Annotated in this window: 20 protein-coding genes; 9 read left to right on the top strand and 11 right to left on the bottom strand. The window is 72.7% G+C overall.

Annotation, left to right across the window (positions count from 1 at the left end):
* Positions 1 to 7 precede the first annotated feature (7 nt).
* The 7 genes from ABT070_RS05585 to ABT070_RS05555 form a co-directional block, all read right to left on the bottom strand.
* On the bottom strand, positions 8 to 793 hold the full coding sequence (locus tag ABT070_RS05585; RefSeq protein WP_351755076.1) for an ABC transporter ATP-binding protein: 786 nt from the start codon (positions 791 to 793) through the stop codon (positions 8 to 10).
* Positions 790 to 1,584, bottom strand: a complete 795-nt coding sequence (locus ABT070_RS05580; RefSeq protein ID WP_351755073.1) for an ATP-binding cassette domain-containing protein — start codon at positions 1,582 to 1,584, stop codon at positions 790 to 792. The genes ABT070_RS05585 and ABT070_RS05580 overlap by 4 nt, the downstream gene beginning before the upstream one ends.
* Positions 1,581 to 2,444: an ABC transporter permease gene (locus tag ABT070_RS05575; protein WP_351755070.1), complete on the bottom strand. Its 864-nt coding sequence runs from the start codon at positions 2,442 to 2,444 to the stop codon at positions 1,581 to 1,583. The genes ABT070_RS05580 and ABT070_RS05575 overlap by 4 nt, the downstream gene beginning before the upstream one ends.
* Complete coding sequence (locus ABT070_RS05570) at positions 2,441 to 3,391, bottom strand: ABC transporter permease (RefSeq protein WP_351755067.1); 951 nt, start codon at positions 3,389 to 3,391, stop codon at positions 2,441 to 2,443. Before ABT070_RS05570 ends, ABT070_RS05575 begins: the two co-directional genes overlap by 4 nt.
* Before the next feature lie 7 nt (positions 3,392 to 3,398).
* Positions 3,399 to 4,949, bottom strand: a complete 1,551-nt coding sequence (locus ABT070_RS05565; protein WP_351755064.1) for an ABC transporter substrate-binding protein — start codon at positions 4,947 to 4,949, stop codon at positions 3,399 to 3,401.
* 83 nt (positions 4,950 to 5,032) lie between these two features.
* Positions 5,033 to 6,367 (bottom strand): O-acetylhomoserine aminocarboxypropyltransferase/cysteine synthase family protein, encoded by a 1,335-nt coding sequence (locus tag ABT070_RS05560; RefSeq protein WP_351755062.1) that lies wholly within the window; start codon positions 6,365 to 6,367, stop codon positions 5,033 to 5,035.
* Positions 6,364 to 7,389, bottom strand: coding sequence for an isopenicillin N synthase family dioxygenase (locus tag ABT070_RS05555; RefSeq protein WP_351755060.1), 1,026 nt, complete (start codon positions 7,387 to 7,389; stop codon positions 6,364 to 6,366). Before ABT070_RS05555 ends, ABT070_RS05560 begins: the two co-directional genes overlap by 4 nt.
* 678 nt (positions 7,390 to 8,067) lie before the next feature.
* Here ABT070_RS05555 and ABT070_RS05550 point away from each other — a divergent pair.
* The 4 genes from ABT070_RS05550 (at position 8,068) to ABT070_RS05535 (ending at position 12,200) form a co-directional block, all read left to right on the top strand.
* Positions 8,068 to 9,429, top strand: a complete 1,362-nt coding sequence (locus ABT070_RS05550) for a bifunctional o-acetylhomoserine/o-acetylserine sulfhydrylase (protein WP_351755057.1) — start codon at positions 8,068 to 8,070, stop codon at positions 9,427 to 9,429.
* Positions 9,426 to 10,571, top strand: a complete 1,146-nt coding sequence (metX, locus tag ABT070_RS05545; protein WP_351755969.1) for a homoserine O-acetyltransferase MetX — start codon at positions 9,426 to 9,428, stop codon at positions 10,569 to 10,571. The genes ABT070_RS05550 and metX overlap by 4 nt, the downstream gene beginning before the upstream one ends.
* A 170-nt stretch (positions 10,572 to 10,741) precedes the next feature.
* On the top strand, positions 10,742 to 11,776 hold the full coding sequence (locus tag ABT070_RS05540) for an MDR family NADP-dependent oxidoreductase (RefSeq protein ID WP_351755054.1): 1,035 nt from the start codon (positions 10,742 to 10,744) through the stop codon (positions 11,774 to 11,776).
* A gap of 52 nt (positions 11,777 to 11,828) precedes the next feature.
* Positions 11,829 to 12,200: a MerR family transcriptional regulator gene (locus tag ABT070_RS05535; protein ID WP_351755052.1), complete on the top strand. Its 372-nt coding sequence runs from the start codon at positions 11,829 to 11,831 to the stop codon at positions 12,198 to 12,200.
* 28 nt (positions 12,201 to 12,228) lie between these two features.
* Here ABT070_RS05535 and ABT070_RS05530 read toward each other — a convergent pair whose 3' ends face one another.
* From ABT070_RS05530 to ABT070_RS05515, 4 genes are all read right to left on the bottom strand, one after another.
* Complete coding sequence (locus tag ABT070_RS05530; RefSeq protein ID WP_351755050.1) at positions 12,229 to 13,794, bottom strand: DHA2 family efflux MFS transporter permease subunit; 1,566 nt, start codon at positions 13,792 to 13,794, stop codon at positions 12,229 to 12,231.
* Positions 13,791 to 14,723 carry an aldo/keto reductase gene (locus ABT070_RS05525; RefSeq protein WP_351755048.1) on the bottom strand — a complete coding sequence of 311 codons (933 nt, stop codon included), beginning with the start codon at positions 14,721 to 14,723 and terminating at the stop codon, positions 13,791 to 13,793. Before ABT070_RS05525 ends, ABT070_RS05530 begins: the two co-directional genes overlap by 4 nt.
* 94 nt (positions 14,724 to 14,817) lie before the next feature.
* Positions 14,818 to 15,390, bottom strand: coding sequence for a carboxymuconolactone decarboxylase family protein (locus ABT070_RS05520; protein WP_351755046.1), 573 nt, complete (start codon positions 15,388 to 15,390; stop codon positions 14,818 to 14,820).
* 506 nt (positions 15,391 to 15,896) lie between these two features.
* The gene (locus tag ABT070_RS05515; protein ID WP_351755044.1) at positions 15,897 to 16,721 is read right to left on the bottom strand and encodes an alpha/beta hydrolase; all 825 of its coding nucleotides are present in this window, start codon (positions 16,719 to 16,721) and stop codon (positions 15,897 to 15,899) included.
* Between the two features lie 207 nt (positions 16,722 to 16,928).
* Here ABT070_RS05515 and ABT070_RS05510 point away from each other — a divergent pair, with 207 nt between their 5' ends.
* The 5 genes from ABT070_RS05510 to ABT070_RS05490 all read left to right on the top strand — a co-directional run bounded on the left by ABT070_RS05510 (position 16,929) and on the right by ABT070_RS05490 (position 23,976).
* Positions 16,929 to 17,732, top strand: a complete 804-nt coding sequence (locus ABT070_RS05510) for an IclR family transcriptional regulator (protein ID WP_351755042.1) — start codon at positions 16,929 to 16,931, stop codon at positions 17,730 to 17,732.
* A gap of 704 nt (positions 17,733 to 18,436) precedes the next feature.
* On the top strand, positions 18,437 to 20,059 hold the full coding sequence (locus ABT070_RS05505) for an ABC transporter substrate-binding protein (RefSeq protein WP_351755039.1): 1,623 nt from the start codon (positions 18,437 to 18,439) through the stop codon (positions 20,057 to 20,059).
* A gap of 65 nt (positions 20,060 to 20,124) precedes the next feature.
* Positions 20,125 to 21,063: an ABC transporter permease gene (locus ABT070_RS05500; protein WP_351755036.1), complete on the top strand. Its 939-nt coding sequence runs from the start codon at positions 20,125 to 20,127 to the stop codon at positions 21,061 to 21,063.
* A complete protein-coding gene (locus ABT070_RS05495) occupies positions 21,060 to 22,961 on the top strand; it encodes a dipeptide/oligopeptide/nickel ABC transporter permease/ATP-binding protein (RefSeq protein WP_351755034.1) in 1,902 nt (633 codons plus the stop codon). Before ABT070_RS05500 ends, ABT070_RS05495 begins: the two co-directional genes overlap by 4 nt.
* On the top strand, positions 22,954 to 23,976 hold the full coding sequence (locus tag ABT070_RS05490) for an oligopeptide/dipeptide ABC transporter ATP-binding protein (protein ID WP_351755031.1): 1,023 nt from the start codon (positions 22,954 to 22,956) through the stop codon (positions 23,974 to 23,976). The genes ABT070_RS05495 and ABT070_RS05490 overlap by 8 nt, the downstream gene beginning before the upstream one ends.
* Positions 23,977 to 24,088: the final 112 nt, after the last annotated feature.

The following is a 24,088-nucleotide window of genomic DNA, read 5'->3' as shown; positions in this document are numbered from 1 at the left end:
CTCCCGGTCATGCGGGCAGTCGGGGTACGGCGGCCAACAGGCGTCGCGTGTACGGGTGTTGCGGGTCGGTCAGCAGGGAGTCGGCCGACCCCTGCTCGACGGCCAGGCCGTCCTTCATCACCAGCACGTCGGTACACAGATGCCGTACGACGCCGATGTCGTGCGAGACGAGCAACAGCGTCAGTCCGTACGCGTCGGCGAGGTCGTCGAGGAGGGCGAGGATCTGGGCGCGTACGGAGACGTCGAGGGCGCTCAGCGGTTCGTCGCCGACGAGGACCTTCGGCCCGGGGGCGAGCGCCCGGGCGATGGCGACGCGCTGCCGCTGCCCGCCGGAAAACTCGTGCGGGTGGCGACCGCGTACGGACGGGTCCAGGCCCACGGCGCGCAGCAGTTCGTCCACCCGGTCGTCGTGGTCGCCGGGCAGCCGCAGGCACTCCAGCGGCTCGGCGACGATGTCGCGCACGGTGGCGCGCGGGTCGAGCGAGCCCATGGGGTCCTGGAGGACGATCTGCACCTCGCGGCGGAACCAGGTCAGCCGGCGCGGCGCACCGGGCCGCACCTCGCGGTCCCGGTAGTGCACGGTGCCGGAGTCGGGCCGGTCCAGCGCGAGGAGCAGCCGGGCGAGCGTCGACTTCCCGGAGCCGGACTCCCCCACGACGCCGAGGCTTCTGCCTTCCGTCAGTTCCAGCGACACGTCCTGGACCGCGGGGCGCCGGAGGGCCGGTGCGAGCAGCGAGGCGCGCGGCAGCCGGAAGGCGCGGTTCAGGCCGGCCGCCCTGAGCAGCGATGTCATCGGGCGACCTCCGGGGTGTCCCAGCCCGTCGCCCGCGCGGCCTCCACGAGCCGCCGCGTGTACGGGTGCCGGGGAGTGCGTACGAGGGTGTCGGTGGGGCCTTCCTCGACGAGCCGGCCCTCCTTGAGGACGGCGGCGCGTGGGCAGAGCCGGGCGACCACGGCGAGGTCGTGGCTGATGAACAGCAGTGACGTGCCGTGCTGTTCGACGAGGTCGTCCAGCAGCCCGAGCATGTCGGCCTGGACGGTGACGTCGAGCGCGGTGGTGGGTTCGTCGGCGATCAGCAGCGCCGGGCGGGTCGCGAGCGCCATGGCCAGTCCGACGCGCTGCCGTTGGCCGCCGGAGAGCTGGTGCGGCCAGGCCCGGACGACGAGTTCGGGGTCGGGCAGGCCGACCCGGTCGGCGAGATCGACGGCGGCCGCCGCGGCCCGGCGCCGGTTCAGTCCGCGGTGCAGCCGCAAGGGCTCGGCGAGTTGCCGTCCGATGCGCATCAGGGGGTTGAGCGCGCTCATCGGCTCCTGGAAGGCCATCGCCATGCTTTCGCCGCGCAGCCGGGACAGCTCCCGGTCGCCGAGGCCGAGAATCTCCCGCCCGCCGAGACGGACGCTGCCGGTGGCCTCGGCGCCGTCCGGCAGCAGCCCCAGGACGGCGAGGGCGGTGAGCGACTTCCCGGAACCGGACTCGCCGATCAGCGCGAGCCGTTCGCCGGGAGCCACCGACAGGCTCACCTCGTCGACGACGGTCGTGCCGGCGATCCGCACGCTCAGGTCGGTGATCGTCAGCGGGCTCATGCCGCCTCCCGAACCCGCAGGCGGGCGTCGGTCGCCTCGCGCAGACCGTCGCCGAGCAGGTTGAAGCCGAGCACGGAGGCGGCCACGGCGAGGCCGGGCCAGACGGCGAGGAGCGGGCGCGCGGCGATGTAGGCCTGCTGCTCGTGCAGCATGCGCCCCCAGGAGACCGCGGGCGCCGGAGCGCCGAACCCGAGGAACGACAGCGCGGCCTCGGCGAGGACCGCCACGGACAGCACGAGCGAGAGCTGCACGATGAGCGTGGGCGCGATGTTCGGCAGCAGGTGCTTGCGGACGGTGCGCCAGGTTCCGGATCCGGCGGCCTGGGCGGCCAGGACGTAGTCGGTGCCCAGCACCCGTCCCGCCTCGGCGCGGGCGACCCTCGCCAGGTTGACGCCCGCGCCGACGCCGATCGCGACGACCACGGTCCAGGTGGAGCCGCCGTACACGGCGGTCAGGATCATCGCGATCAACAGGACGGGGAACGCGATCAGCACATCCGTGAGCTGGACCACGAGGGCACCGATCCAGCGCGGGACGAGGACCGCCGTGAGTGCCAGGGCGAGCCCGACGAGAGCCGCCACGGCCGCCGCGAGCAGCGCGGTCCGCAAGGTGCCGCGGGCACCGGCGAGCAGCTGGCTGAGTTCGTCGCGGCCCAGCTTGTCGGTGCCGAGGAGGTGACCGCCGGAAAACGGCAGCAGCCAGCCCTCCTGCGGCCGCACGAGCGTGGGATCGTACGGCGTCCGGACGAGGGAGACCAGCGCGGACAGCACGAGCAGACCGACGAGGACGGAGCCGACGAGGCCGCTGCGGTTCCCGAGCAGTGCCCGGACGGCGAGGGGGACCTTCAGCGAAGCCTTCACGCGGCGCTCCGGAGCCTCGGGTCGATCAGCCGGTGGACGAGGTCCACCAGGAACCCGATGACGAGCACCGCGCCGGTGAGCAGCAGGATCTCGCCCTGCACCTTGTCCAGGTCCCGGTTGCCGACGTCCGTGATCAGCATCTGGCCGACCCCGGGAAGCACGAAGACCTGTTCCACGACGACCGCGCCGGCGATCAGCGCGGCGATCTGCAGTCCGAGCACCGACACCACCGGCACGGCCGCGTTGCGCAGCCCGTGCCGTACCAGGGCGCCGGTGCGGGTGTGCCCCTTGGCCCGGGCGGTGCGCAGCCAGTCCTGGTGCAGGACGTCCAGGACGGCGGACCGCACGAAGCGCAGCAGTACGGCGCCCTCGGCGAGGGCCAGGGTCAGCCAGGGCAGGACGAGGCTGCGCAGCGCCTCCCCCGGCTCGTCCCAGCCGTCCACGGGGAACCCCTGCGCGGGCAGCCACCGCACCTGGACCGCGAACACCAGGACGAGCAGCAGTCCCACCCACAGCGTCGGCAGCGCGATGCCGAGCTGCCCGAGGGCGTTGACCGCGCTGCCGAGCCGTGAGTCCCGGCGCACGGCGGCGAGGATGCCCAGGGGCACGGCGAAGGCGAGGGCGAACACGACGGCCCCCGCGGTCAGCGGCCCGGTCACGGCGAGCTTCTCGGCGAGCTGCCCGGACACCGACGTGCCGTCGAGGACCGACCGCCCGAAGTCGCCGGTCACCACGTTGCCGGTCCAGCTCGCGTACTGCGCGACGAGCGGCCGGTCCAGTCCCAGGTCGTGGCGTACGGCCGCGACCTGGGCCGGTGTGGCCTTGATGCCGCCGATGGTCTGGGCGACATCGCCGGGCAGCAGCCGCAGCACCAGGAAGATCAGCACACTGGCCGCGAACAGGGACGCCAGCAGCAGTCCGGCCCGGCGCAGCAGATACAGGGTCACGCGGGCCTCACTTCTTCGCCACGGCGAGGTTCGCGAGGTCGTAGCGGTTGCTGGTGAAGCCGACCGGGACGCCGGTGACCCCGCTGCGGACGACGGTGAGGGTCTGGCTGACGAACAGCCAGTCGGCGGCGGCGTCCTCGGAGATCTTGCGGGCCGCCTGCTTCAGGAGGGCGTCCCGCTCGGAGTCGTCGGCGGCCGTCTGCGCGGCGGCGTACCACTTCTGGACGTCCGCGTCGTCGTAGCCGAAGTAGTAGGCGGGATTGGCGAAGTTGTACAGATCGCGTGCCTCGGCGTGGTCCACGATGCTGAGCTGGTAGGCGTGCTTGGTGTAGACGGTGTCGAGCCAGGTCTGGAACTCCACCTGTCGCACGGTGAGTTGGATGCCGACCTGCTTCAGCTGGGAGGCGAGGTAGTCGCCGATCTCGGTCGGGTAGATGTTGGGGATCTGCACGGTGAGCTTCAGACCGCCGCCGTGACCGGCCTGCCGCAGGAGCTTCTTCGCGCCTGCCGGGTCGTAGGCGTCGATCGAGGTCAGGTCCTCGTAGCCGGGGTCGGACCGCGGAACGGGGCCGCCCACCGGGTCGGCGGCGCCCCCGAGGGCCTTGATGAGGCCCTCGTTGTCGATGGCCCGGCGGATGGCTCGTCGCACCCGGACGTCCTTCGTGGGGCCCGAGGCGTTGTTCAGCGCGAGCGTGAACTTGTCGGTGGTGTCACCGCGCAGCACGGTGTACTCGCTCTTGTCGGAGAACGGCTGGAGGAGGTCCGCCTGCGCCCCCGTCTCGATGTCGGTCTGGCCCGTCCGCTGCGCGTTGTTGGCAGCGTTGTCGTCCTTGATGTAGTGGAAGACGACCTTGGCGACCTTGGCCTTCTTCCCCCAGTAGGCGTCGTCGCGCACGAAGGTGATGGTGGAGCCGCGCTTCCAGCCGCTCAGCCGGAACGGCCCGGTGCCGTTCTCCGCGCCCGCGAGCGTGGAGAAGTCGGTGCCCTTCTTGAAGACGATGCCCGCCCGCCCGGTCAGCCCCCAGGTGAAGCCCGTGTCGCGGTGCTTGAGCTTGACGGTGACGGTGTGGTCGTCGGCGGCGGACACGCTCTGCACCGAGGCGAGCGCGGCGGCGTCGGGGTTCTTCGAGCCCTCGGCGGTGACCTGCTGCAACGACCAGACGGCGTCGGCCGCGGTGACCTCGGCTCCGTCGTGGAACCTGGCGCCCTTCGCGAGCCGGAAGGTGTAGGTGAGTCCGTCGGACGACTCGTCGAACGAGGTCGCCAGGGCGGGCTTGACGGTGTTGTCCTCGTCGCGGGTCAACAGGCCCTGGTAGACGTTGTCGAGCAGGATCTGGTCGAGCGCCGCGCCCGCGGTCGAGGCGATGTCGAGGCTCGTCGGCTCCAGCACGAGGCGTACGTCGACGGTGGCGCCGGTGTCGATCGAGGCCGGCTCGGCGGCCTGGCCGGTCTGACCGGCGTTCGCGGGGTCGTCGGCGGAGCCGGTACCGCAGGCGGTCGCGGCCAGGACGACGAGTGCGGCGGTGGCGGCGAGCCGGACGGCGGTGCTGCGGCGCATGACGGATCGTGCTCCTTGGCTGTGGGCGGGACGTGGATCACGAAGGCTGTCGCTGGTGGGGGGCACGCGGAGGCTGTCGGTGCTCATCCGGCGGCCGCTCTCAGGCCGGTCTCGAGGTCGGCGATCAGATCGCCGACGCCTTCGAGGCCTACGGAGAGCCGCACCAGGCCCGGGGTCACACCGGCCGCCGCCTGCTGACCGGCGTCGAGCTGGGCGTGGGTGGTGGAGGCGGGATGGATGACCAGGCTGCGGACGTCGCCGATGTTCGCGAGATGGCTGAACAGCCGTACTCCCTCGACGAAGCGGCGGCCGGCCTCCAGTCCGTCCGTGAGCTCGAAGGCGAGGACCGCTCCGGCGCCGCGCGGCAGATACCGCTTGGCCGGGGTCGCCCAGGGACTGGACGGCAGACCCGCGTAGTGGACCCGGCCGACCTGCGGCTGTGCCTCCAGCCATGTGGCCAGGGTCTGGGCGTTCTCGACGTGCCGCTCGATGCGCAGGCTGAGCGTCTCCAGCCCCTGGAGAAGCAGAAAGCTGTTGAAGGGTGAGACGGCCGGTCCCAGATCCCGGACCAGCCGGGTGCGCAGGCGCAGCGCGTAGGCGAGACCGAGGCCGCCGAAGGAGTCCCAGAAGGACAGTCCGTCGTACGTCGGGTCGGGGCGGGTCAGGCCCGGCCACCGGTCGGGGTCCGCGCCGAAGTCGAAGCGGCCGCTGTCGACGACGACCCCGCCGATGCCGGTGCCGTGTCCGGCCAGGAACTTGGTGGTGGAGTGCACGACGATGTCGGCGCCGTGCTCGAAGGGGCGCAACAGGTAGGGCGTGAGCACGGTGTTGTCGACGACCAACGGGACACCGACCTCGTGGGCGATGCGGGCGACGGCCTCGATGTCGAGGACGTTGCCGCGCGGGTTGCCGATGCTCTCGCCGAAGAAGGCCCGGGTGGTCGGGCGTACGGCGGAGTACCAGGCGCCCAGGTCGTCGGGGTCGTCGACGAAGGTGACCTCGATGCCGAAGTCGGCGAACGTGTGCTCGAGAAGGGTGCGGGTGCCGCCGTAGAGGGAGGACGAGGCGACGATGTGGGGGCCGGCGGGGGTCCCCCCGCTCGGGCGCGGCCGAGCGGGAGGGAGGGCCAGGTTCAGCAGGGCCAGGGCTGTCGCGGCCTGTCCGCTGGCCACCGCCACGGCCGCCGAACCGCCTTCCAGAGCCGCGATGCGTTCCTCGGCCACGGCGGTGGTCGGATTCGACAGCCGGGTGTACGCGTGCGTGGTGAGGTCGGCGAGTGCGAAGGCCGCGGCGGCGTGCGCGGTGTCGCGGTAGACGTAGCCGACGGTCTGGTGGATCGGCACGGCGCGTGCGCCGGTGGTGGGGTCCGGTACGGCGCCCGCGTGGACCTGACGTGTCTCGAAGGCCCAGTCGCTCATCGGCCTGCCCTCTTCGCCAGGACGTCCGGCCACCAGCGTTCGGCGACCCGTGGATGTGAGCGGAGCCAGCCGACCACGGCGTTGGCCCCGAAGGCCGCCAGGAGCGGGTTGTCCGGGTCGTCGGTGACACCGCGGCTGCGTGCCGCCAGTTCCGGCGGCAGCCGGAGGGGCTTGACGACCGCGTCGAGGCGCGGGCCGAGGAAGAAGGGGATGGAGTAGCGGTCGACGCCCGACCGCGGGCTGACGACGCGGTGGCGCGTGGCCTTCAGATAGCCCTGGGTGGCGATCTCCAGCATCTCGCCGATGTTGAACACGAAGGCGTCCGGCACGGGTACGGCGTCGATCCAGCCGCCGTCGTCGCGCTGGACCTGGAGTCCGCCGACCTCGTCCTGCTGAAGCAGGGCGAGATAGCCGTAGTCCTTGTGCGCGCCCACTCCCTGGTCGGCGTCGGCCGTGGGGCGCGGCGGATAGTGCACGATCTTCACGTGCACGGCCGCCTCGTCGTCGAACCACTGGTCGAAGTAGCCCTCGTCCTGTCCCAGCGCGGCCGCCAGCGCCCGCAGCACCTCCCGGCTCACGCGCAGCGCCTCGGCCTGCCAGCGCAGCACGATGTCCCGCAACTCCGGCAGCGCGGACGGCCATTGGTTCGGCCCGACCAGGCGGAGGTAGTCGGGATCGTCCGGGCCGAGGTCCACCGCCGCGCGCTCCGGACCGATGTCGATCTGCTCGCGCCAGTCGGCGCTGCCGGCCGTGTACTCGGTTCCGGTGCGCGTGTAGCCGCGGAACTGGGGCGAGTTGAGGTTCTCGATCTCCAGCCGGCGCTCTTCCGGAAGCGCGAAGAAGGCGCGGGCCGCGTCCAGCGCCTCGTCCCGCACGGTCGGGGGAACGCCGTGTCCGGTGACGTAGAAGAACCCCACTTCGTGTGCGGCGGCGCGGAGTTCGGCGAGAAAGGCGTCGCGGTCGGTGCCGGGGTCCCGGAACCGGGAGATGTCGATGACGGGAAGGGCGGTGGGCTGTGCCATGGGATTCCTTCGCGGCGGCAGCGGACCCGGACGCGGCGGCGCACGTGACGACGGCCGTACGGCCACGGCCGCGCGGGTCGACGGCCTTACGGCAGGGGCCTGTTGGCGGCAGAGCTGTGCGGGCGCCGAGAGACGGGTCGGGGAAGGGAAGGACGAGATCGCGGGCCGTTACACGGCGGTCAACGACAGATCTGGTCGAACTGGTCGGCGCGGCGGCTCACCCAGAACGGGTCGAGCAGCACCGTGTGTGCCTGGCCAGTGGTCTCCATGGCCGGGATCAAAGCACACGCTCGCGGGTGCGTCCACCAAGCGTCCCGACGGGTGAGACGACGACCGGGACGACAGCCGGGACGACAGCCGGGACAGCGGCCTGGACTGCGACCGGGACGACGGCCGGACGAGGCGCGCCGAGGCGTCACCGCCCTCCCCGTCATGCTGGTGCGCTGTCACCATCTGTGGTTATCTGGCGTCATGACCGTGCTTGTGACCCGCCGCCACGTGGACTACGTGCGTGTCACCACCACGGGTTGTTCCACCGCGAGCTGACGCCCCGCCGCGGTATCCGATCCACCCTTCCCACCCTCGCACCGCACCGCCTTCCGCTCTGCCCGCTTCCGGTCCGGGCAGCGGCCGCGCGGTCGCTCCAGGCACCCCGCACGCCCCGCACAAGGGAGAACCATGAGCCAGCCGATCGACTCCGTCACCGCCGGCCACACCCCCGAGGACGAACCAACCGGCCCCGACACCTCGGCCTGGTCGTTCGAGACCAAGCAAATCCACGCCGGCGCCGCGCCGGATCCGACGACCGGGGCGCGGGCGGTGCCGATCTACCAGACGACCTCGTTCGTCTTCCGCGACACCCAGCACGCCGCCGACCTGTTCTCGCTGGCCGAGCCGGGCAACATCTACACCCGGATCCACAACCCGACCCAGGACGTCTTCGAGCAGCGGATCGCCGCGCTGGAAGGCGGGGTCGCCGCGGTGGCCCTGGCCTCCGGGCAGGCCGCGGAGACCCTCGCCATTCTGACGCTGGCGAGCGCGGGCGACCACATCGTCTCCAGCACGTCCCTGTACGGCGGCACCTACAACCTGTTCCGGCACACCCTGCCCAGGTTCGGCATCGAAGTGTCCTTCGTCGACGACCCGGACGACGCCGAAGCCTGGCGAGCGGCGATCCGGCCGAACACGAAGGCCCTGTTCGCCGAGACGCTCGGCAATCCGCGCGGCAACGTGCTCGACGTGCGGGCCGTGGCCGACGTGGCGCACGGGGCGGGTGTGCCGCTGATCGTGGACAACACCGTGCCGACCCCGTATCTGCTGCGGCCCCTCGAGCACGGCGCCGACATCGTCGTCCACTCCGCGACCAAGTTCCTCGGCGGCCACGGCACGACCATCGCCGGCGTGGTCGTCGACGGCGGCACCTTCGACTTCGGCGCGCACGCCGACCGCTTCCCCGACTTCAGCGAGCCGGACCCCAGTTACCACGGTCTGCGGTACTGGCCCGCGCTCGGGCCGGGCGCCTTCGCGATCAAGCTGCGCGTCCAGTTGCTCCGGGACATCGGCCCCGCCCTGTCCCCGCACTCCGCCTTCCTCCTCCTCCAGGGCGTGGAGACGCTCAGCCTGCGCATCGAACGGCACTCCGCCAACGCCCAGGCCCTGGCCGAGTGGCTGGAACAGCGCGACGAGGTCGCCGCCGTCCACTATCCGGGCCTGGAGTCCAACCGCTGGTACGAGGCGGGGCAGCGCTATCTGCCGCGCGGCGCGGGCGCGGTCCTGGCCTTCGAACTGCGGGACGGGGTCGAGGCCGGCAAGCGGTTCGTCGACGGCGTCGAACTGTTCAGCCATCTCGCCAACATCGGCGACGTACGCAGCCTCATCATCCATCCGGCGTCCACCACCCACAGCCAGCTGGACGAAGGCCAGTTGGCGGCGACCGGCACCTCCCCCGGTCTGGTCCGCCTGTCGGTCGGCATCGAGAACCTCGCCGACCTCAAGGCGGACCTGGAAGCCGGCTTCCGCGCCGCGAAGGGCGCGTCCTGAACGCCGTACCGACGACCTCCCAGGTCCCCCTCCCGCCGGCCTCCGGGGCCTGGCGGGAGGGGGACCCTGCGGGCCGCCGCCGATGGCAGGTGCGGGAGGGACCGCTGCCGTTGGAGGCGGGCGGTGAACTGCCCGGTGCGCGGCTGGCGTTCGAGACCTGGGGGCGGCTCGCGCCGGACCGCTCCAATGCCGTGCTGGTGCTCCACGCGCTCACCGGCGACAGCCATGTCGCCGGGCCCGCCGAACCCGGTCACCCCACCCCCGGCTGGTGGGACGGGCTCATCGGGCCGGGTCTGGCCCTGGACACGGAGCGCTGGTTCGTCGTCGCTCCCAATGTGCTGGGGGGCTGTCAGGGCAGCACCGGACCGTCGTCGACCCGTCCCGACGGACGGTACTGGGGCGGCGCCTTCCCCGCTCTGACACAGCGCGACCAGGTCGCCGCGGAAGCCGGTCTGGCCGACGCGCTCGGCATCGACCGGTGGGCCCTGGTGGTCGGCGGCTCCATGGGCGGGATGCGCGCCGTGGAGTGGGCCGTGTCGTATCCGGAGCGCACCGGAGCACTGTTCCTGCTCGCCACCACGGCGGCGGCGAGCGCGGAGCAGATCGCCTGGGCCGACATCCAGCTCCATGCCGTCCGCGACGACCCGCACTGGCGTGGCGGCGACTACCACGGCACGGGCCAGGGCCCGGACGCGGGGCTGGGTCTGGCCCGCCGCATCGCCCATGTCACCTACCGCAGCGAGCCGGAGCTGCAGGTCCGCTTCGGCCGCGCGCCGCAGGGTGCGGAGGACCCGTGGAACGGCGGCCGGTACCAGGTCGGGTCCTATCTCGACCACCACGCCGCCAAGCTGGTGCGCCGCTTCGACGCGGGCAGCTATGTCGTGCTGGCGGACGCCATGAACAGGCACGACATCGGCCGCGGCCGCGGCGGTACGCGCGCCGCCCTGCGCCGCGTGACCGCCAGGACGCTGGTCGCCGGAGTGAGCTCGGACCGCCTCTATCCCCTCGCCCAGCAGGCGGAGCTGGCCGCGGGGATCCCGGCGGCGGATCGGCTCCGGGTGATCGAATCCCCCTACGGCCACGACGGTTTCCTCGTCGAAGTGGAGCAGGTCGCCGCGCTCGTGCGCGAACTCATGGGCTAGCGCGGGCCGTTCGGGTTCATCGGCGCCGACCCTGTCCCGCGTCCGTCGCGGAGCGGCACGTCTTGCCCTTGACGCGTACGTCAGGGGTTAGCGTCTGCGCGCCGACAGCGGGACCGGTCCGGCTGTCACCGTCCGCGCGCTTGCCCTCGAACCCGTTCAGGAGCCCCGCCATGCCCGCTGCCCCGCCCGCCACGACCCGCGAGATCCTGCTGGCCGAGCTGCCCGGCGGACTGCCGGGTCCCGAGCACTTCACGATCACGCGGAAGCCGTTGCCCGTCCCCGGACCGGGACAGGTCGTCGTCCGCAACCGGTACTTCCTCGTCTTCCCGGGCCTGCGCACGCTGATCGGCGGCCAGGCCGACGGCGTACCGCTGCCCCGCATCCACGTCGGTGACGCGCTGTTCGGTCCCGCGGTCGGTGAGGTGGTCGCGGCGGCGCCCGGTGGTCCGCTGCGCCCGGGGGACACGGTCACGCATCTGCTCGGGTGGCGTGAGCACGCGCTGGTGGCGGCGGCCGACTGCGCTCCGCTGGGCGAGGCGCTGCCCGACCCGGTGGCCCATCTGTCGTCCGGGTCGGCCGCCTACGGAGCGCTGACCCGGCTCGCCGAAGTCCGCCCCGGCGACACCGTGTTCGTCACCGGCGCGGCGGGTGCCGTGGGAACGCTGGCGGGCCCCGTGGCACGGCTGCTGGGCGCGGGGCGGGTCATCGGGAGCACCCGGTCGCCCGACAAGGCCGAGCGGCTGCGGGCCGAACTGGGCTACGACGCGGTCGTGGTCCCCGGGCCTCGGCCGATCGACGAGCAACTGGCCTCGGCGGCGCCGGACGGCATCGACGTGCTGGTCGACAACGTCGGCGGTGACCAACTGGCCGCGGCGGTGCGGGCCGGGCGGCGGGGTGCCCGCTTCGCGCTGGTCGGCGCGCTGTCGGGACAGTTGTCGCCGCGCCGGGACGGGGGCAGCGCACCCGCGGAGATCGACACCTTCCGACTCGTCAACCAGGGCATCTCGCTGCGCGGTTACAGCGGCCAGGACCATCCCGAGGTGGCGAAGGAATGGACCGGGCGCTTCGGGGACTGGCTGCGCTCCGGCGAGATCGCCTTCCCGCAGGTACGGATCCCGGGCATGGATGACGCGCCGCGGGCGTTGCAGGAACTGTTCGAGGGGCGGCACTTCGGGACGGTCGTCGTGGAGTTGCCGCCGACGTGAGGCGTCGTCGCGCGCGGTCGCGGCGACCGGGACCGAGGGCGCGAGGTCGGACATGCGGATCGGAGACGCGGCGGCAGCCGCGGGGACCACCCCGCGGGCACTGCGGTTCTACGAGGAACGGGGCCTGCTGCCACCACCGCGGCGCACCGCCACCGGGCAACGGGACTACGGACCGGACGAGGTGGCGAGGGTCCGCGTCGTCCGGGAGCTGCTGGCGCTCGGGCTCACCGTCGAGGACCTGCGCAGTGTCGGCGACCGGATCGACCTGCTGGTGGAGAATCCTCGGCGGCGGTGCGGGCCCCCCGACTCCGACGTGCCCGGCTCCGGGGTGGTCGACCGCAGGCTCGCGGCCCTCGACGCCGAGATCGACCGCCTGAGCCGGCTGCGCGCGGGCCTGGCCCTGCGCTCGTACGAACAGCCATGACGACACGTCCCGCGAGGTGAACGCCTCCTCACCGGGGTCGATGACGGCGGAACCGGCTCACCCCGATGGTCCGGGGGGAGCCGGACGAGGTCTCGGGGCGAGCCGGGGTTCGGTGTGCGGACCCGGTCCGGGCGGGGAGCGGTGCGGGGGCGGCGGCCCGGTACGCGTCCCGGACCCGGCGGTCGCTGACGCGCAGGGCGAGGAGCGCCGCGCCCAGGCTCAGCGCGGCCAGGGTGAGGATGCCGACACGACAGGAAGCGGCGGCCGCCGTGCCGCCGCCGAGGCCAGCCGACAGGGTGCCGGCCAGGGCGACCCCGAAGGCGCCGGCCGTCTGCCGCTGCATGCTGAGAACCGTGGTGGCGTCGGCCGTCCGGTCGGGCGGGACGGTCACGAACGCGGCGTTCTGGCCGCTCATGAACACCGTGCCGACACAGCAGCCGAGCAGGTACATCGAGACACGGACCACCAGGGGGCCCGTGCCGTGGGAGAGAGTCGCCGCGGAGGTCAGGAAAGCCATGAAGGCCATGAGCAGCGCGGCGCCGGTGGCGCCCGCGGCCATGAGCCTGCGGGGGCCGATCCGCTCGTCCAGGCGGGACACGAGCTGGGAGGCGGTCAGCATCCCGAGCGCCTCCGGGAAGGTGGCCAGCCCCGAGCCGAGGGCGTCGTAGCCCAGGCCCGTCTGGAGGAACTGGGGGTACAGATAGAGCACGCCCATGAAGGCGGCGCCCGTCGGGAGAAGCACCAGCTGGGTGGTGCGGAACAACCGGTCCTCCATGACCCGCAGATCGATCATGGGGTGCCGGGCCCGCAGCTCCCACGGCACCATCGCCCCCAGCAGCACGATCCCGCCCACCAGCGGCACGAGGACGTCCGCGCTTCCCCAGCCCCGGCGCGGTGCCTCGGTGAGCGCGTACAGGACCGCCGCCAGTCCGCCGCCGGCCAGGACGAAGCCGAGGAGGTCGAAGCGGGGCGCGCCCGGTCCGGGGAAGTCGGGCAGGAAGTACGCGCCGAAGAGCAGGGCGAGCGCTCCGACGGGCAGGTTGACCAGGAAGACCCAGTGCCAGGAGACCGTGTCGACCAGCCAGCCGCCCAGGACCGGACCGAGGGCGGGGGCGACGGCCGTCGGCAGCATGACGTACTTCTGCGCGCGCAGCCGTTCGGTCACGGGAAAGGCGCGCAGCATCATCGTCATGCCGACGGGGGCGAGCAGGCCGCCGCCGGCGCCCTGGAGCACGCGGTAGCCGGTGAGCGCTCCGAGCGAGCTCGCGGTCGCGCACAGCCCGGAGGCCAGGGTGAACAGCAGCAGAGCGGCCAGCGCCGTGCGCCGGGTGCCGAGGCGGTTGCCCAGCCACCCGGACAGGGGGATGAAGACCGCGAGCGCCACGAGGTAGCCGACGTTGACGGAGCTCAGCCCGGAGGTGTCCACGCCGAAGTCGTGGCCGATGGCCGGGAGCGCCACGTTGACGATGGTGGTGTCCATGATCGCCATGAAGTTCGCGGCGACGAACACCCCGCAGACGGCGACCTTGACGGAGACGCGGCGGCGCGGTGGCGGAGGGGCGGATCCGGTCGCCGCGGCCTGCCCGGGGCTCACCGGCCGTGCCGGAGCCGGCGGACCTGCTCGTCGGTGAGCGTCAGCCGGCGCGCTTCGAGCGAGCGGTCGAGCTGCTCGGTGGTCCGCGGGCCGATGGAGGGCCAGACCCCGGGGTGGTGCAGGGTCCAGGCCAGGGCCACCGTCTCGGGCCGGGCGCCGAGTTGTTCGGCGAGTTCCCGGCAGCGACGCCGGCGGGCACGGTTGTCCTCGGTGTCGTACGGGTCCGGCTTGCCGTTGACCTCCCGTGTGCCGGTGTGCGCGAAGAATCCGCGGGCCTGCGAGGACCAGCCGAAGAGCGGCAGCCGGTGCTCGCGGACGACGTCGAGTACGGCGCCGTCGGCGTGCAGGCTGCCCTCCAGCCGGGCCGGGTCGGGCTCGGCGAGGCTGAACTGGTAGCTGGCGACGGGTGTGTGTCCGCGCCGGGCGAGTTCACCGGCGAGCGCCGACAGCCGCTCCGCCCGCCAGTTGGAGGCGCCGACGCGGCGGACGTATCCGGCCTCGACGAGGCCGACGAGGGTGTCCGCGAGTTCGGCGACCGGCCGGGAAGGGTCGTCGCAGTGGTAGAGGAGGACGTCGATGGCCTCGACGCCGAGGTGGTCGAGCGCGGCCCGGACGTGCTCGCGCACGGTGGCGGGGCTCAGCGGTATGTCGCCCCCGGTCGTGTCGTGGCCGATCTTGGTGGCCACCCCGAGGGTGCCGGGGTTCTTGCGCAGCCAGGCGCCGACCGCCACCTCGGCCCGGCCGCGGGCGTAGCTGTGCGAGGTCTCGACCAGCAGGCCGCCGACGTCGGCGAAGTGGGCGAGCCGCTCGGCGGAGACCTCGGCGGGTTCCGAGCCGAACGGGCCGCCGAGGACGAAGCGGTGCGCCGCGGTCCGGATGCCTTCCTGGTCGAGGAGTCCGTCGAGCAATTGCAGCGGGGAATGCGGCATCGGCCACACCCTTTCGGTTCGAGCCGGGAGTTCGTCGCGGTGCGCGCGAGGGGAACGCCCCGGGAGTTCGTCGCGGTGCGTGCGGTGGGAACGGTCAGCCGTCGGCGGGGACCCGGGGGAGGCCGTCGATCTCCGGGAAGGGGTCGGGCAGGTAGTCCCTGAGCGGGATCCGGAAGGTGTTGAGCATCAGCGCGGACATGCTGAAGCTGCCGATGCAGCCGATCAGGTCCAGCACGCCTTCCTCGCCGAAGAGGACGACGGCGGCGGCGTAGGTGTCGTCGCTGACGAAGTGGTCGTAGAGCATCTCGTGCGCGAAGGCGTGGAAGACGCGTTCGTCCTCGGCCCTGAAGCCGGGGTCCTCGCCGCGCGCCAGCCGGTCCAGGCACTCGGCCGGGACGCCCGCGTCGACGGCCTGCTCGTAGTGGGCGTTCCAGGCGGACCGGCTGTCGAAGTGGCGGCCGGCGATCAACACGCTCAGCTCGCGCAGCCGTTGGGGGAAGCGGGACTCGTTACGGCAGTAGGCGCCGAGGTTCTCGACCCACCGGGCGAGTTCCATGTTGCGCGCCCAGGCGAGGAAGGGCGGCGGCGGTTCGACTCCGGGGCCGACGATGGTCTCCAGGAGTGCGGTCTGCTCGGCGGTCAGGCTGGTCAACGGGGTCAGTCGCATGCTCGCGGTGCCTTTCGGAAAGGGGGTTCACCAAGTGGTGGTCTCGGCCCGTGTCTCGGGAGCGCGCGGGTGTCACCTCGGGCGCGTTCCCTCGCCGGCCGCGCGCAGGGGGCGGCGCGGCCGGGAGCGGGGCGGGGTGCGGGAGGTGTGCCCGGGGCCGTGGGCGGGGCGGGGACGGGCCGGGCGTCCGCCGTGCCCCGACGGGCGCCCCGCGGGTCGGCGCCCACGGGTGATCGCACCGCCGTGGACGGGCGGGCGGAGCGCACGGGAACGGGCGGTCGGCCTCGGCGGGCGCGGGCGTGACGCGGCGGCCGGGGCGCTCAGGTCGAGCGGGTGCGGGGCGGGTGCGGGACGAGGGGCCCCGGTGCCGGCGGAGCGCCGTCGGGTGACCGGGCGGCGGCGGGTGATCGGGCGCGGCGGGCGCGGAGCCCGTCGTCGGGCGAGGGGTGGCCCGTCCGCGGGGAGGATGGCCCGTCCACGGGGGGTGCGGACGGTCCGGAAGCCCGTCAGGCGGTACGCCACCAGGCGTAGTACTTGTCGCCGTAGCCGTCCATGATGTCCGGGTACTCGTGGTCGGCGTCCGGGAACTCGAAGAAGTCGTGCGCCACGTCGAGGTCGGTGAAGCGGGCGTCCAGGTCGCGGATGGTGGGCGCCAGACGGGTGTCGAGCCGGCCGGACAGCAGCCGTACCCGGCTGGTGCGGCGCAGTTCGGGCGCGTTGGCCAGGACCAGGCTCCACGGGTGGCAGAGGTCGTAGTACTCCTGGTCGCCGAAGTACGTGTTGTTGACCCGGTCCTCGGGCTCGTCCTTGAGGTCGCGCAGGATCGCGGGGGCGACCGCCGACACCTTGCCGAAGACCTTCGGGTACTTCAGGCCGAGGTGCAGCGCGCCGAAGCCTCCCATGGAGAAGCCCTCGACGGTGCGGGCCTGGGCCTCCGGAATCGTCCGGTAGGTGGCGTCGACGTGGTCGACCAGGTCGAACGCGGTGATCTGGGCGAGGGGGCGGGCGCCGTCCTTGGAGTCGACGTACCAGCCGATCGGCAGGATCTGCGGGACGACGACGATCGTCGGGGGTATCACCTCGCCCCGGACGGCCTTGTCGATCCGCGCCACCATTTCAGAGCCCTGGCGGGCGTCGCCGAACCCGCCGTGCAGCCAGTAGATGACGGGGAACCGTCGTTCCGGCTCGGTCTCGTACTGGGGCGGCAGATAGAGCTGGTAGCTGCCTCGGGCGTCGGCGCTGCCGCGCGAGGGCTGCGGGTAGAGACGGAACGTGGTGAGCTCCTGGTCCTCCTGGACCGGGTCGATCCACTGCTGTTCGATCTCTGCCATTTGATCCGCGGTCGTGCTTACCTTGTGAACCTTCTGCACCACGGCGCTTGTCCTCTCGGTGGTCTCTCACTAGCGGCCCGGGATTCCTCCGAGGCGGGCACCGGCAGCCCTCCGGCTCCCGCCCTTCCGGGTGGTGTTCCGTTACGTGGAATGACGTATCCTGTAGTGGAACGCTCATCAGTGAAACCGTGCGACGGGAGCCTGTCAATGGCCGGGATCGAACCTTCAGAGGACTCTCAGCCGAGCGGTCGCGGAGGACGCAGCTCTCTCGCGGGCAACGCCACCGACAAGGCGCTCAACCTCCTGGAGGCCGCGGTGGCCCCCGGATACCCGCACCGGCTGGGCGATGTCGCCGCTGCCGCCGGGGTGCCCAAGGCCAGTGCGCACCGCATCCTCAACAACCTGGTGGCGAACTCGTTCCTGGCCGCCGACGGCACCGGCGGCTACGGCCCGGGACCCCGGCTGCGGGCCCTCGCCACCCGGGTCACCCAGGGCTGCGAGGAGGACCAGATCATGCGGGCCGAGCTGGAGGTGCTCAGCCGGCGCGTCGGCAACACCGTGCACCTGGGGGTCCGCACCGGGGACGCCGCCACCTGCCTGATCAAGGTGGCCGGCCCGAAGCCGGTGCAGACCGCGTCCCGCGTGGGCATGCATCTCCCGCTGCACGCCACGTCGATCGGCAAGTGCATCCTGTCCGGCCTGGACGACGACGAGCTGACCGCGCTGGTGGAGCGGGTCGGGCTGCCGGCCCGCACCCGGTACACGATCACCGACCCGGAAGCCCTGCGCACGGAACTCGACCAGGTGCGCGCCCGGGGCTTCGCCCTCGACGAGGAGGAGAACGAGCTCGGCGTACGCTGCCTCGGCGCCCCGGTCCGTGACGCCAAGGGCGCCGTCATCGGCGGCGTCAGCATCTCGGTCATCACGTACGTCGACTCCCAGGAGACACTCCTGGAGTGGACCGGGCTGGTCCGCACCGCGGCCGACGCGCTGCACGGGCTGCTCGGTTGAGCCGCAGTCGAACGATCGTCGCCCGCCGGTCCAGCGCACCAGCAGCTCACCGAGCCACCCGGTCGCCGTCCGGCGGTCGTCGCCGTACCGCCGGACGAGGGCGCACCCCCTGACCGGGTGCGCGTTACCCCGGGGACGGCCCGTCGTACCCACGTGATCCACGTTTCCTTCGCACACTTATCTTGCGAATCCATCGCCCATTCGGTCTTGTACGACCCGTAGACACCAACGCCCCGTTTCAGCAGGGTTACACCACCGGGCCGATCGCGTCCCGTCCGCTGTCGCGTACGTGACGTCCCACCCCCGGTTCACCGGCCAGCCCCCGGTGAGGCAGTACCCGAGCACGACTCGCGAGCAGCGGGAGCACCTCCGGTTCGTCGCCGCTCATCCGTCACCGCCCGCCCGACCCGGCCCCGGCCGGCTCGCGCGGCGGTCCCCCCGCGACGTACTCCTCCCCCTTTTCCCTTCAGGCCCCCGGGCCGCTCGCCCACCCGGCAACGGGCGCGGGTGGCGCCCCTCCGGATCCGCGATCCCCGTCGGTTCCGGACCTCGGGCGCACCCGGCCGTGTCGCTGCCCCGGCCTCGCCTCCGTGACGGATCCGCCGTGCTGTGCGGTACCGCCCGGCAGGCAGGCCCTGCGCCCCGGCAGTGCATCCGCGCGAGCCCACGGCCACGCCCCGCAGAGCTCCGAGCAAGGAGAGACCATGACGTCCCACGAAGCCGCATCGCGTCCGTCCCCCAGAGCCCGCCGGACTTCCCGCGCCTCCCGGGGAAGCCTCGCCGTCCTGTGCACGGCCCTCACCCTCACGCTGGCCGCGTGCGGCGGCGGCACCGGCACCACCGCCGACGGCAAGAGCACCGGCGGCACCAAGGTGGCCGGCGACACGCTCACCTGCGCCGAGCAGCAGGCCCCGGCGTCGATGAACCCCGCGACCGCCGACCTCGGTTTCGTCGACTTCACGATGCTGTCCTACGAGTCGCTCTTCTACCTCTCCCCCGAGGGCAAGGTGGAGCCGGCGCTCGCGAAGTCCTGGGAGTACGTCGGCACGGGCAACCAGGAGCTGTCGGTCACCCTCCGGCCGGGGGTGAGGTTCGCGGACGGCACCGCGGTGACCGCCGCGGCGGTGAAGGCCTCCCTGGAGTACGCGAAGACGGCTCAGGGCAACCAGGCGCACTACCTGACCGACTCGACCATCACGACGACCGGCGACCTGGCGCTGACCATCAAGCTGGCCAAACCCAACCCGATCCTGCCCACCCTGCTGACCCAGTCCTACGGCATCGGGCAGATCATCAGCCCCAAGGGCCTGGCCGACGCGGCGAGTCTGACGCCGACGAAGACGAGCCAGGGCGCCGGGCCCTACGTCTACGCGCCCTCGGACAGCGTGGCGGGCGACCACTACACGTACACCGCCAACCCGAACTACTACGACAAGTCCAAGCAGAACTACAAGAAGATCGTGATCCGGATCGTGCAGAACGGTCAGACCGCGGTCAACGCCATGAAGACCGGCCAGGTCGACGTCTACAAGGGCGACTACACCTCCGCGGCCTCGGCGAAGGCGGCCGGCATGTCGACCGTCGGCCTCCCCGTGATCCTCCAGGGGCTGAGCCTCATCGACCGGAAGGGCGAGGTGTCCGAGCCGCTCGGTGACGTCCGGGTGCGGCAGGCGATCAACTACGCCATCGACCGGAAGGCGGTCACCGAGGCACTGCTCGGCGACCAGGGCACGCCCACGGTGCAGACCGTGATCAAGGGCGGCGACGGCTACTCCGAGGAGCTCGCCGACCACTACGCCTACGACCCGGCGAAGGCCAAGCAGCTGCTGGCGGAGGCCGGCTACGCGGACGGGTTCGAACTCCCCGTGCTCGCGGCCACGTTCGTCGGCTTCGACACGATGGCCGAGGCGATCGCGGGCCAGCTGTCCAAGGTGGGCATCAAGGTGAAGGTCGACGCGATGACCAGCATCACCTCGTTCGTGGAGAACCAGACCAACAAGAAGTACCCGGCGGTCTCCGGCGGTTTCACCGAGGAGCCGATGTACCTCGAGGGCCTGGACCTGTTCATGCCCGGCTCGAAGGTGTTCAACGGCTTCGGGAGCACCGCGCCGGAACTGACCGAGCTCTTCGACAAGGCCGCCGCGGCCGAACCCGCGCAGCAGGCCGAGCTGGACCGGCAGATGCAGGAGTACCTGGTGAAGAACGCCTGGTACGCGCCCGTCGCGTTCACCCCGGTCAACTACTACGTCCGGCCCGGCATCGGCGGGGTCGAGGTCAGCGCGGGAGCCCCGTTCGCCAGCCCGCTGGCCTTCTACGCCACCAAGTAAGGCCCCGGGCGGCCCCCCTGCCTGACGAGGGAGGGCCGCCCGGCCCCGGAAAGCAGTGAGGTGCGATGCACAGGATCCTCTTCCGCTGGCTCGTCGGCGCCGTCCCCGTCGTGTTCGGCGTCTCCGCCCTGACGTTCGTCCTGACCAGCCTGGTCCCGGGCGACCCGGGCCGTACCATCCTCGGCGCGAACGCGAGCCCCGCCCAGGTCGAAGCCGTCGACAGGCAGCTCGGCCTCGACCAGCCCCTGCCCGTCCGCTACGGGGACTGGCTGACCGGGGTCTTCCACGGCGATCTGGGCGACTCCGTCACCTCGGGCGTGCCGGTGAGCGACCAGCTCTCCTCCCGCGTCGGCGTCACCCTGTCGCTCATCGGCGGCGCGATCCTGGTGGCCGCGGTGGCGGGCGTGGCACTCGGTGTCCTCAGCGCGCTCAAGGGGGGCCGGCTCGGCCGGGCCGTGGACGGCATCGCCCTGGTAGGGCTCGCCGTGCCGAACTTCTGGTTCGGCCTGGTGCTGATGACGGCGTTCGCCGTCCAGCTGCCGGTCTTCCCGGCGACCGGCTACGTCCCGTTCGCCGACTCCCCCGTGCAGTGGTTCCAGTCGCTGGTGCTGCCGGTGCTCACCCTGGGCGTGCCGGCCACCGCCCCCGTGGCCAAACAGACCCGCGACGGCGTGCTCACCCAGCTCGGCCGCGACTACGTCCGGGTCCTGCGGGCGCGGGGCATCCCCGAACGGTCCGTCCTGTTCCGGCATGTCCTGCGCAACGCGGCCGCGCCCATCGTGACCGTCATCGGTGTGGTCGTGGTGACCCTGTTCGGCGGGACCGTCCTCGCCGAGACCCTGTTCGTCATGCCGGGTCTGGGCGGTCTGGCCGTGACCGCCGCCTCCACCCAGGACATCCCCATGGTCCAGGGCGTCGCCCTGGTCTTCACGGTGACCGTGATGCTGATCAACCTGCTGATCGAAGTGGTGTACACGATGCTCGACCCGAAGGTGCGGACATGAAGAGCCTCATCCGGAGCTTCGTCCGCCGACGCGCCGCGCTGGTCTGCGCCTGCTACCTGCTCCTCGTCCTGCTGGTCACCCTGGGCGCCGACCGGCTCGCCCCCTACGACCCCGACGAACAGGACCTCACCGCCGCGCTGGGCGGCCCCAGCCGCGCTCACTGGCTCGGCACCGGCGAATTGGGCCGGGACGTGCTCAGCCGGCTGATGCACGGCGGGCAGGTGACGCTCCTCGGTGTGGTGATCACCCTGGCGGTGTATCTGACGCTCGGGGTCCCGGCGGGCATGATCGCGGGCTACCGGGGCGGCTGGTTCGACCGGCTCGTCCTCAAGAGCGCCGACCTGATCTCCGCCGTGCCCGTCATCATCGTGCTCCTGGTCGTCCTGTCGGTCTTCACGGGCGACGAGAGCGCCGCCATGGCCGCCAACGGCCTCCTCGGCGCCCCCCTGCTGGCCCGGGTCGTGCGCTCGGCCACGCTCGGCGTCAAGAACGAGCTGTACGTCCGCGCGGCGGTCGCCGCCGGTCTCCGCGACCGGGTCATCGTCCGCCGGCACGTGCTGCCCCGGGTCACCGGAGTCGTCCTCGTCCAGGCCTCGGTGTACGGCGCGTACGCCGTGCTCCTCGAAACCGGCCTCGGCTTCCTCGGACTGGGCACCACCCGGGCGAGCTGGGGCAACATGATCGCCGAGGCGTCGAAGAACATCGGCACCGATCCCTGGCTGCTCGTGCCCTCCGGCACGATGATCATCAGCTTCGTCCTGGCGCTGGGCCTGCTGAGCGACGGCCTGCGCGACACCCTCGCCGCGCGGTACTCGCCCCCGGCCGACACACCCCCCTCCCGGCGCCGTGCCGCCCGCGAGGCCCTGCTCAGGACACCCAGGACGGTCACCCCGGTCGCCGCACCCGCCGAGGACGCGCTGCTCTCGGTCCGCGGGCTGACCGTCGCGCTGCCCATCGACGGCACGCCGACCGACGTCATCCGTGATGTGTCCTTCGACCTGCGGGCCGGTGAGGTGCTCGGCATCGTCGGCGAGTCGGGCTGCGGCAAGACCGTCACCGCGACCGCCCTGCTGGGCATGCTGCCCCCGGGCGGCGAGATCGCGGCGGGCACCGTCCGCTTCGAGGGCGCCGACCTCGCCCGCGCCGACGCGGACACCCTGCGCCGGGTGCGCGGCCGCCGCATCGGGTGGATCTCCCAGGACCCGGTCTCCAGCCTCGACCCGTCCTTCACCGCGGGCGCCCAGGTGGCGGAGGCCGTCCGGGTGCACACCGGATGCACCCGCAAGGAGGCCCGCGAGCGCACCCTCGAACTCTTCGCCCTGGTACGGCTGCCCGACCCGGCCCGCGTCGCCGCGAGCCACCCGCACCAGCTGTCGGGAGGGATGGCCCAACGGGTCGGCATCGCCGCCGCGTTGGCCGCCGACCCCGCCCTGGTCATCGCCGACGAGCCCACCACCGCGCTCGACGTGACCGTGCAGGCCGAGATCCTCGACCTGCTGCGCGAACTCCGGCAGGGCGGCACCGCCGTCATCCTCATCACCCACGACTGGGGCGTGCTCGCCGACCTGTGCGACCGGGCCGTGGTGATGTACGCGGGCGAGGTCGTCGAGGAGGCCGAGGTCACCGCGCTGGTCACGGCGCCCGCCCACCCCTACACGGCCGGACTGCTCGGCTCCGACCCGCACCACGCCGTACCGGGCCGACCGCTGCCCGCCGTGGAGGGCGCCGTACCGCCGCCGCCCGAGTGGCCGGTCGGCTGTCACTTCCAGAACCGCTGCCCGCGGGTGACCGACGCCTGCCGCGAGAAGCCGGTCGTCATCTCCTACCTCACGTCCCTGGAGCGCTCCACGCGCTGCATCCGGCCCGCCGAGCCGATCGGAGAAGCGGCCCATGACTGACCTCACCACCGGCCCCACGCCCCTTGCCCAGGACACGGCACTGCTGCGACTGCGCGATCTGAACGTCTCCTACCGGCGGTCGGGCCGCCGGGGCGGCACGGTGCACGCCGTGCGCGGCGTCGACCTCACGGTGCGCCGCGGCGAGACCGTCGGACTCGTGGGCGAGTCCGGCTCCGGAAAGTCCAGCATCGGCTCGGCCGTGCTCGGGCTCGTCCCCGCGACGGGCGGGACCGTCGAGTTCGACGGCGCGGACATCACCCACGGCTCCCGAGCGGACCGCCGGCTGCTGGCCCGCCGGATGCAGGTGGTCTTCCAGGATCCCTACGGCTCGATGAACCCGGCGCACACCGTGGGCGACACGCTCGGCGAGGCCCTGCGGTACAACCTGGGCCTGCCCGCGGACGAGATCCGCGCCCGCGTGCTGCGCGCCCTGGACGACGTGGGGCTGCCGCCCGGCGCCGCCCGGCGTCACCCCGCGTCCTTCTCCGGCGGCCAGCGCCAGCGCATCGCCATCGCCCGGGCGCTGGTCATGGACCCCGACTTCGTCGTGTGCGACGAGGCCGTCAGCGCGCTGGACCTGTCCGTGCAGGCCCAGGTGCTCAACCTGCTGGCCCGGCTGAAGCGCACCCGGGGCCTCAGTTACCTGTTCATCTCGCACGACCTGGCGGTGGTGCGCCACCTCAGCGACACCATCGTCGTCCTGTACGCCGGCCGGGTCGTCGAGCGCGGTCCGGCGGCGCTGGTCGCCGACCGTCCCTCCCACCCCTACACCCGTGCGCTGCTGGCGGCCGCGCCGGTCCCTGACCCGGCGGTCCAGAGCCGCCGCCAGGCCGAGCGGCGCCGGACGGCCGTGGCCACCCCCGCCTCCGACCGCACCAGCACGGGATGCGCGTTCGCCCCCCGCTGTCCCTTCGCCCAGGAGACCTGCTGGACGGCCCGGCCCGCACTCGTCGAACGCGACGGGGTCGCCGTCGCCTGCCACCGCCACGACGAGATAGCCGCGGACCAGGTCTGACGCGCCTGTGCCCGACACCCCTGCCCCCGCCGCTCCCACGTCTGACGCGCCTACGTCTGCCGCGCCCACATCTGCCGCGCCTTCTCCCGAACCCTTGAGCATCTTGAGGACA

It is taken from the genome of Streptomyces sp. NPDC002884 (genome assembly GCF_040295245.1).
Lineage (GTDB): Bacteria > Actinomycetota > Actinomycetes > Streptomycetales > Streptomycetaceae > Streptomyces.
The sequence above is the reverse complement of the archived record's forward strand: the minus strand, read 5'-3'. Positions and strand labels throughout refer to the sequence as shown.

Excerpts from the sequence above, each read along its gene's own strand:
- ABT070_RS05555 (WP_351755060.1), bottom strand. The coding sequence starts at position 7,389 with ATGGCACAGCCCACCGCCCTTCCCGTCATCGACATCTCCCGGTTCCGG.
- ABT070_RS05565 (WP_351755064.1), bottom strand. The coding sequence starts at position 4,949 with ATGCGCCGCAGCACCGCCGTCCGGCTCGCCGCCACCGCCGCACTCGTC.
- ABT070_RS05585 (WP_351755076.1), bottom strand. The coding sequence starts at position 793 with ATGACATCGCTGCTCAGGGCGGCCGGCCTGAACCGCGCCTTCCGGCTG.
- ABT070_RS05500 (WP_351755036.1), top strand. The coding sequence starts at position 20,125 with ATGCACAGGATCCTCTTCCGCTGGCTCGTCGGCGCCGTCCCCGTCGTG.
- ABT070_RS05540 (WP_351755054.1), top strand. The coding sequence starts at position 10,742 with ATGCCCGCTGCCCCGCCCGCCACGACCCGCGAGATCCTGCTGGCCGAG.
- ABT070_RS05505 (WP_351755039.1), top strand. The coding sequence starts at position 18,437 with ATGACGTCCCACGAAGCCGCATCGCGTCCGTCCCCCAGAGCCCGCCGG.
- ABT070_RS05535 (WP_351755052.1), top strand. The coding sequence starts at position 11,829 with ATGCGGATCGGAGACGCGGCGGCAGCCGCGGGGACCACCCCGCGGGCA.
- ABT070_RS05515 (WP_351755044.1), bottom strand. The coding sequence starts at position 16,721 with ATGGCAGAGATCGAACAGCAGTGGATCGACCCGGTCCAGGAGGACCAG.
- ABT070_RS05520 (WP_351755046.1), bottom strand. The coding sequence starts at position 15,390 with ATGCGACTGACCCCGTTGACCAGCCTGACCGCCGAGCAGACCGCACTC.
- ABT070_RS05560 (WP_351755062.1), bottom strand. The coding sequence starts at position 6,367 with ATGAGCGACTGGGCCTTCGAGACACGTCAGGTCCACGCGGGCGCCGTA.
- ABT070_RS05510 (WP_351755042.1), top strand. The coding sequence starts at position 16,929 with ATGGCCGGGATCGAACCTTCAGAGGACTCTCAGCCGAGCGGTCGCGGA.
- ABT070_RS05495 (WP_351755034.1), top strand. The coding sequence starts at position 21,060 with ATGAAGAGCCTCATCCGGAGCTTCGTCCGCCGACGCGCCGCGCTGGTC.
- ABT070_RS05490 (WP_351755031.1), top strand. The coding sequence starts at position 22,954 with ATGACTGACCTCACCACCGGCCCCACGCCCCTTGCCCAGGACACGGCA.
- ABT070_RS05525 (WP_351755048.1), bottom strand. The coding sequence starts at position 14,723 with ATGCCGCATTCCCCGCTGCAATTGCTCGACGGACTCCTCGACCAGGAA.
- ABT070_RS05550 (WP_351755057.1), top strand. The coding sequence starts at position 8,068 with ATGAGCCAGCCGATCGACTCCGTCACCGCCGGCCACACCCCCGAGGAC.
- ABT070_RS05580 (WP_351755073.1), bottom strand. The coding sequence starts at position 1,584 with ATGAGCCCGCTGACGATCACCGACCTGAGCGTGCGGATCGCCGGCACG.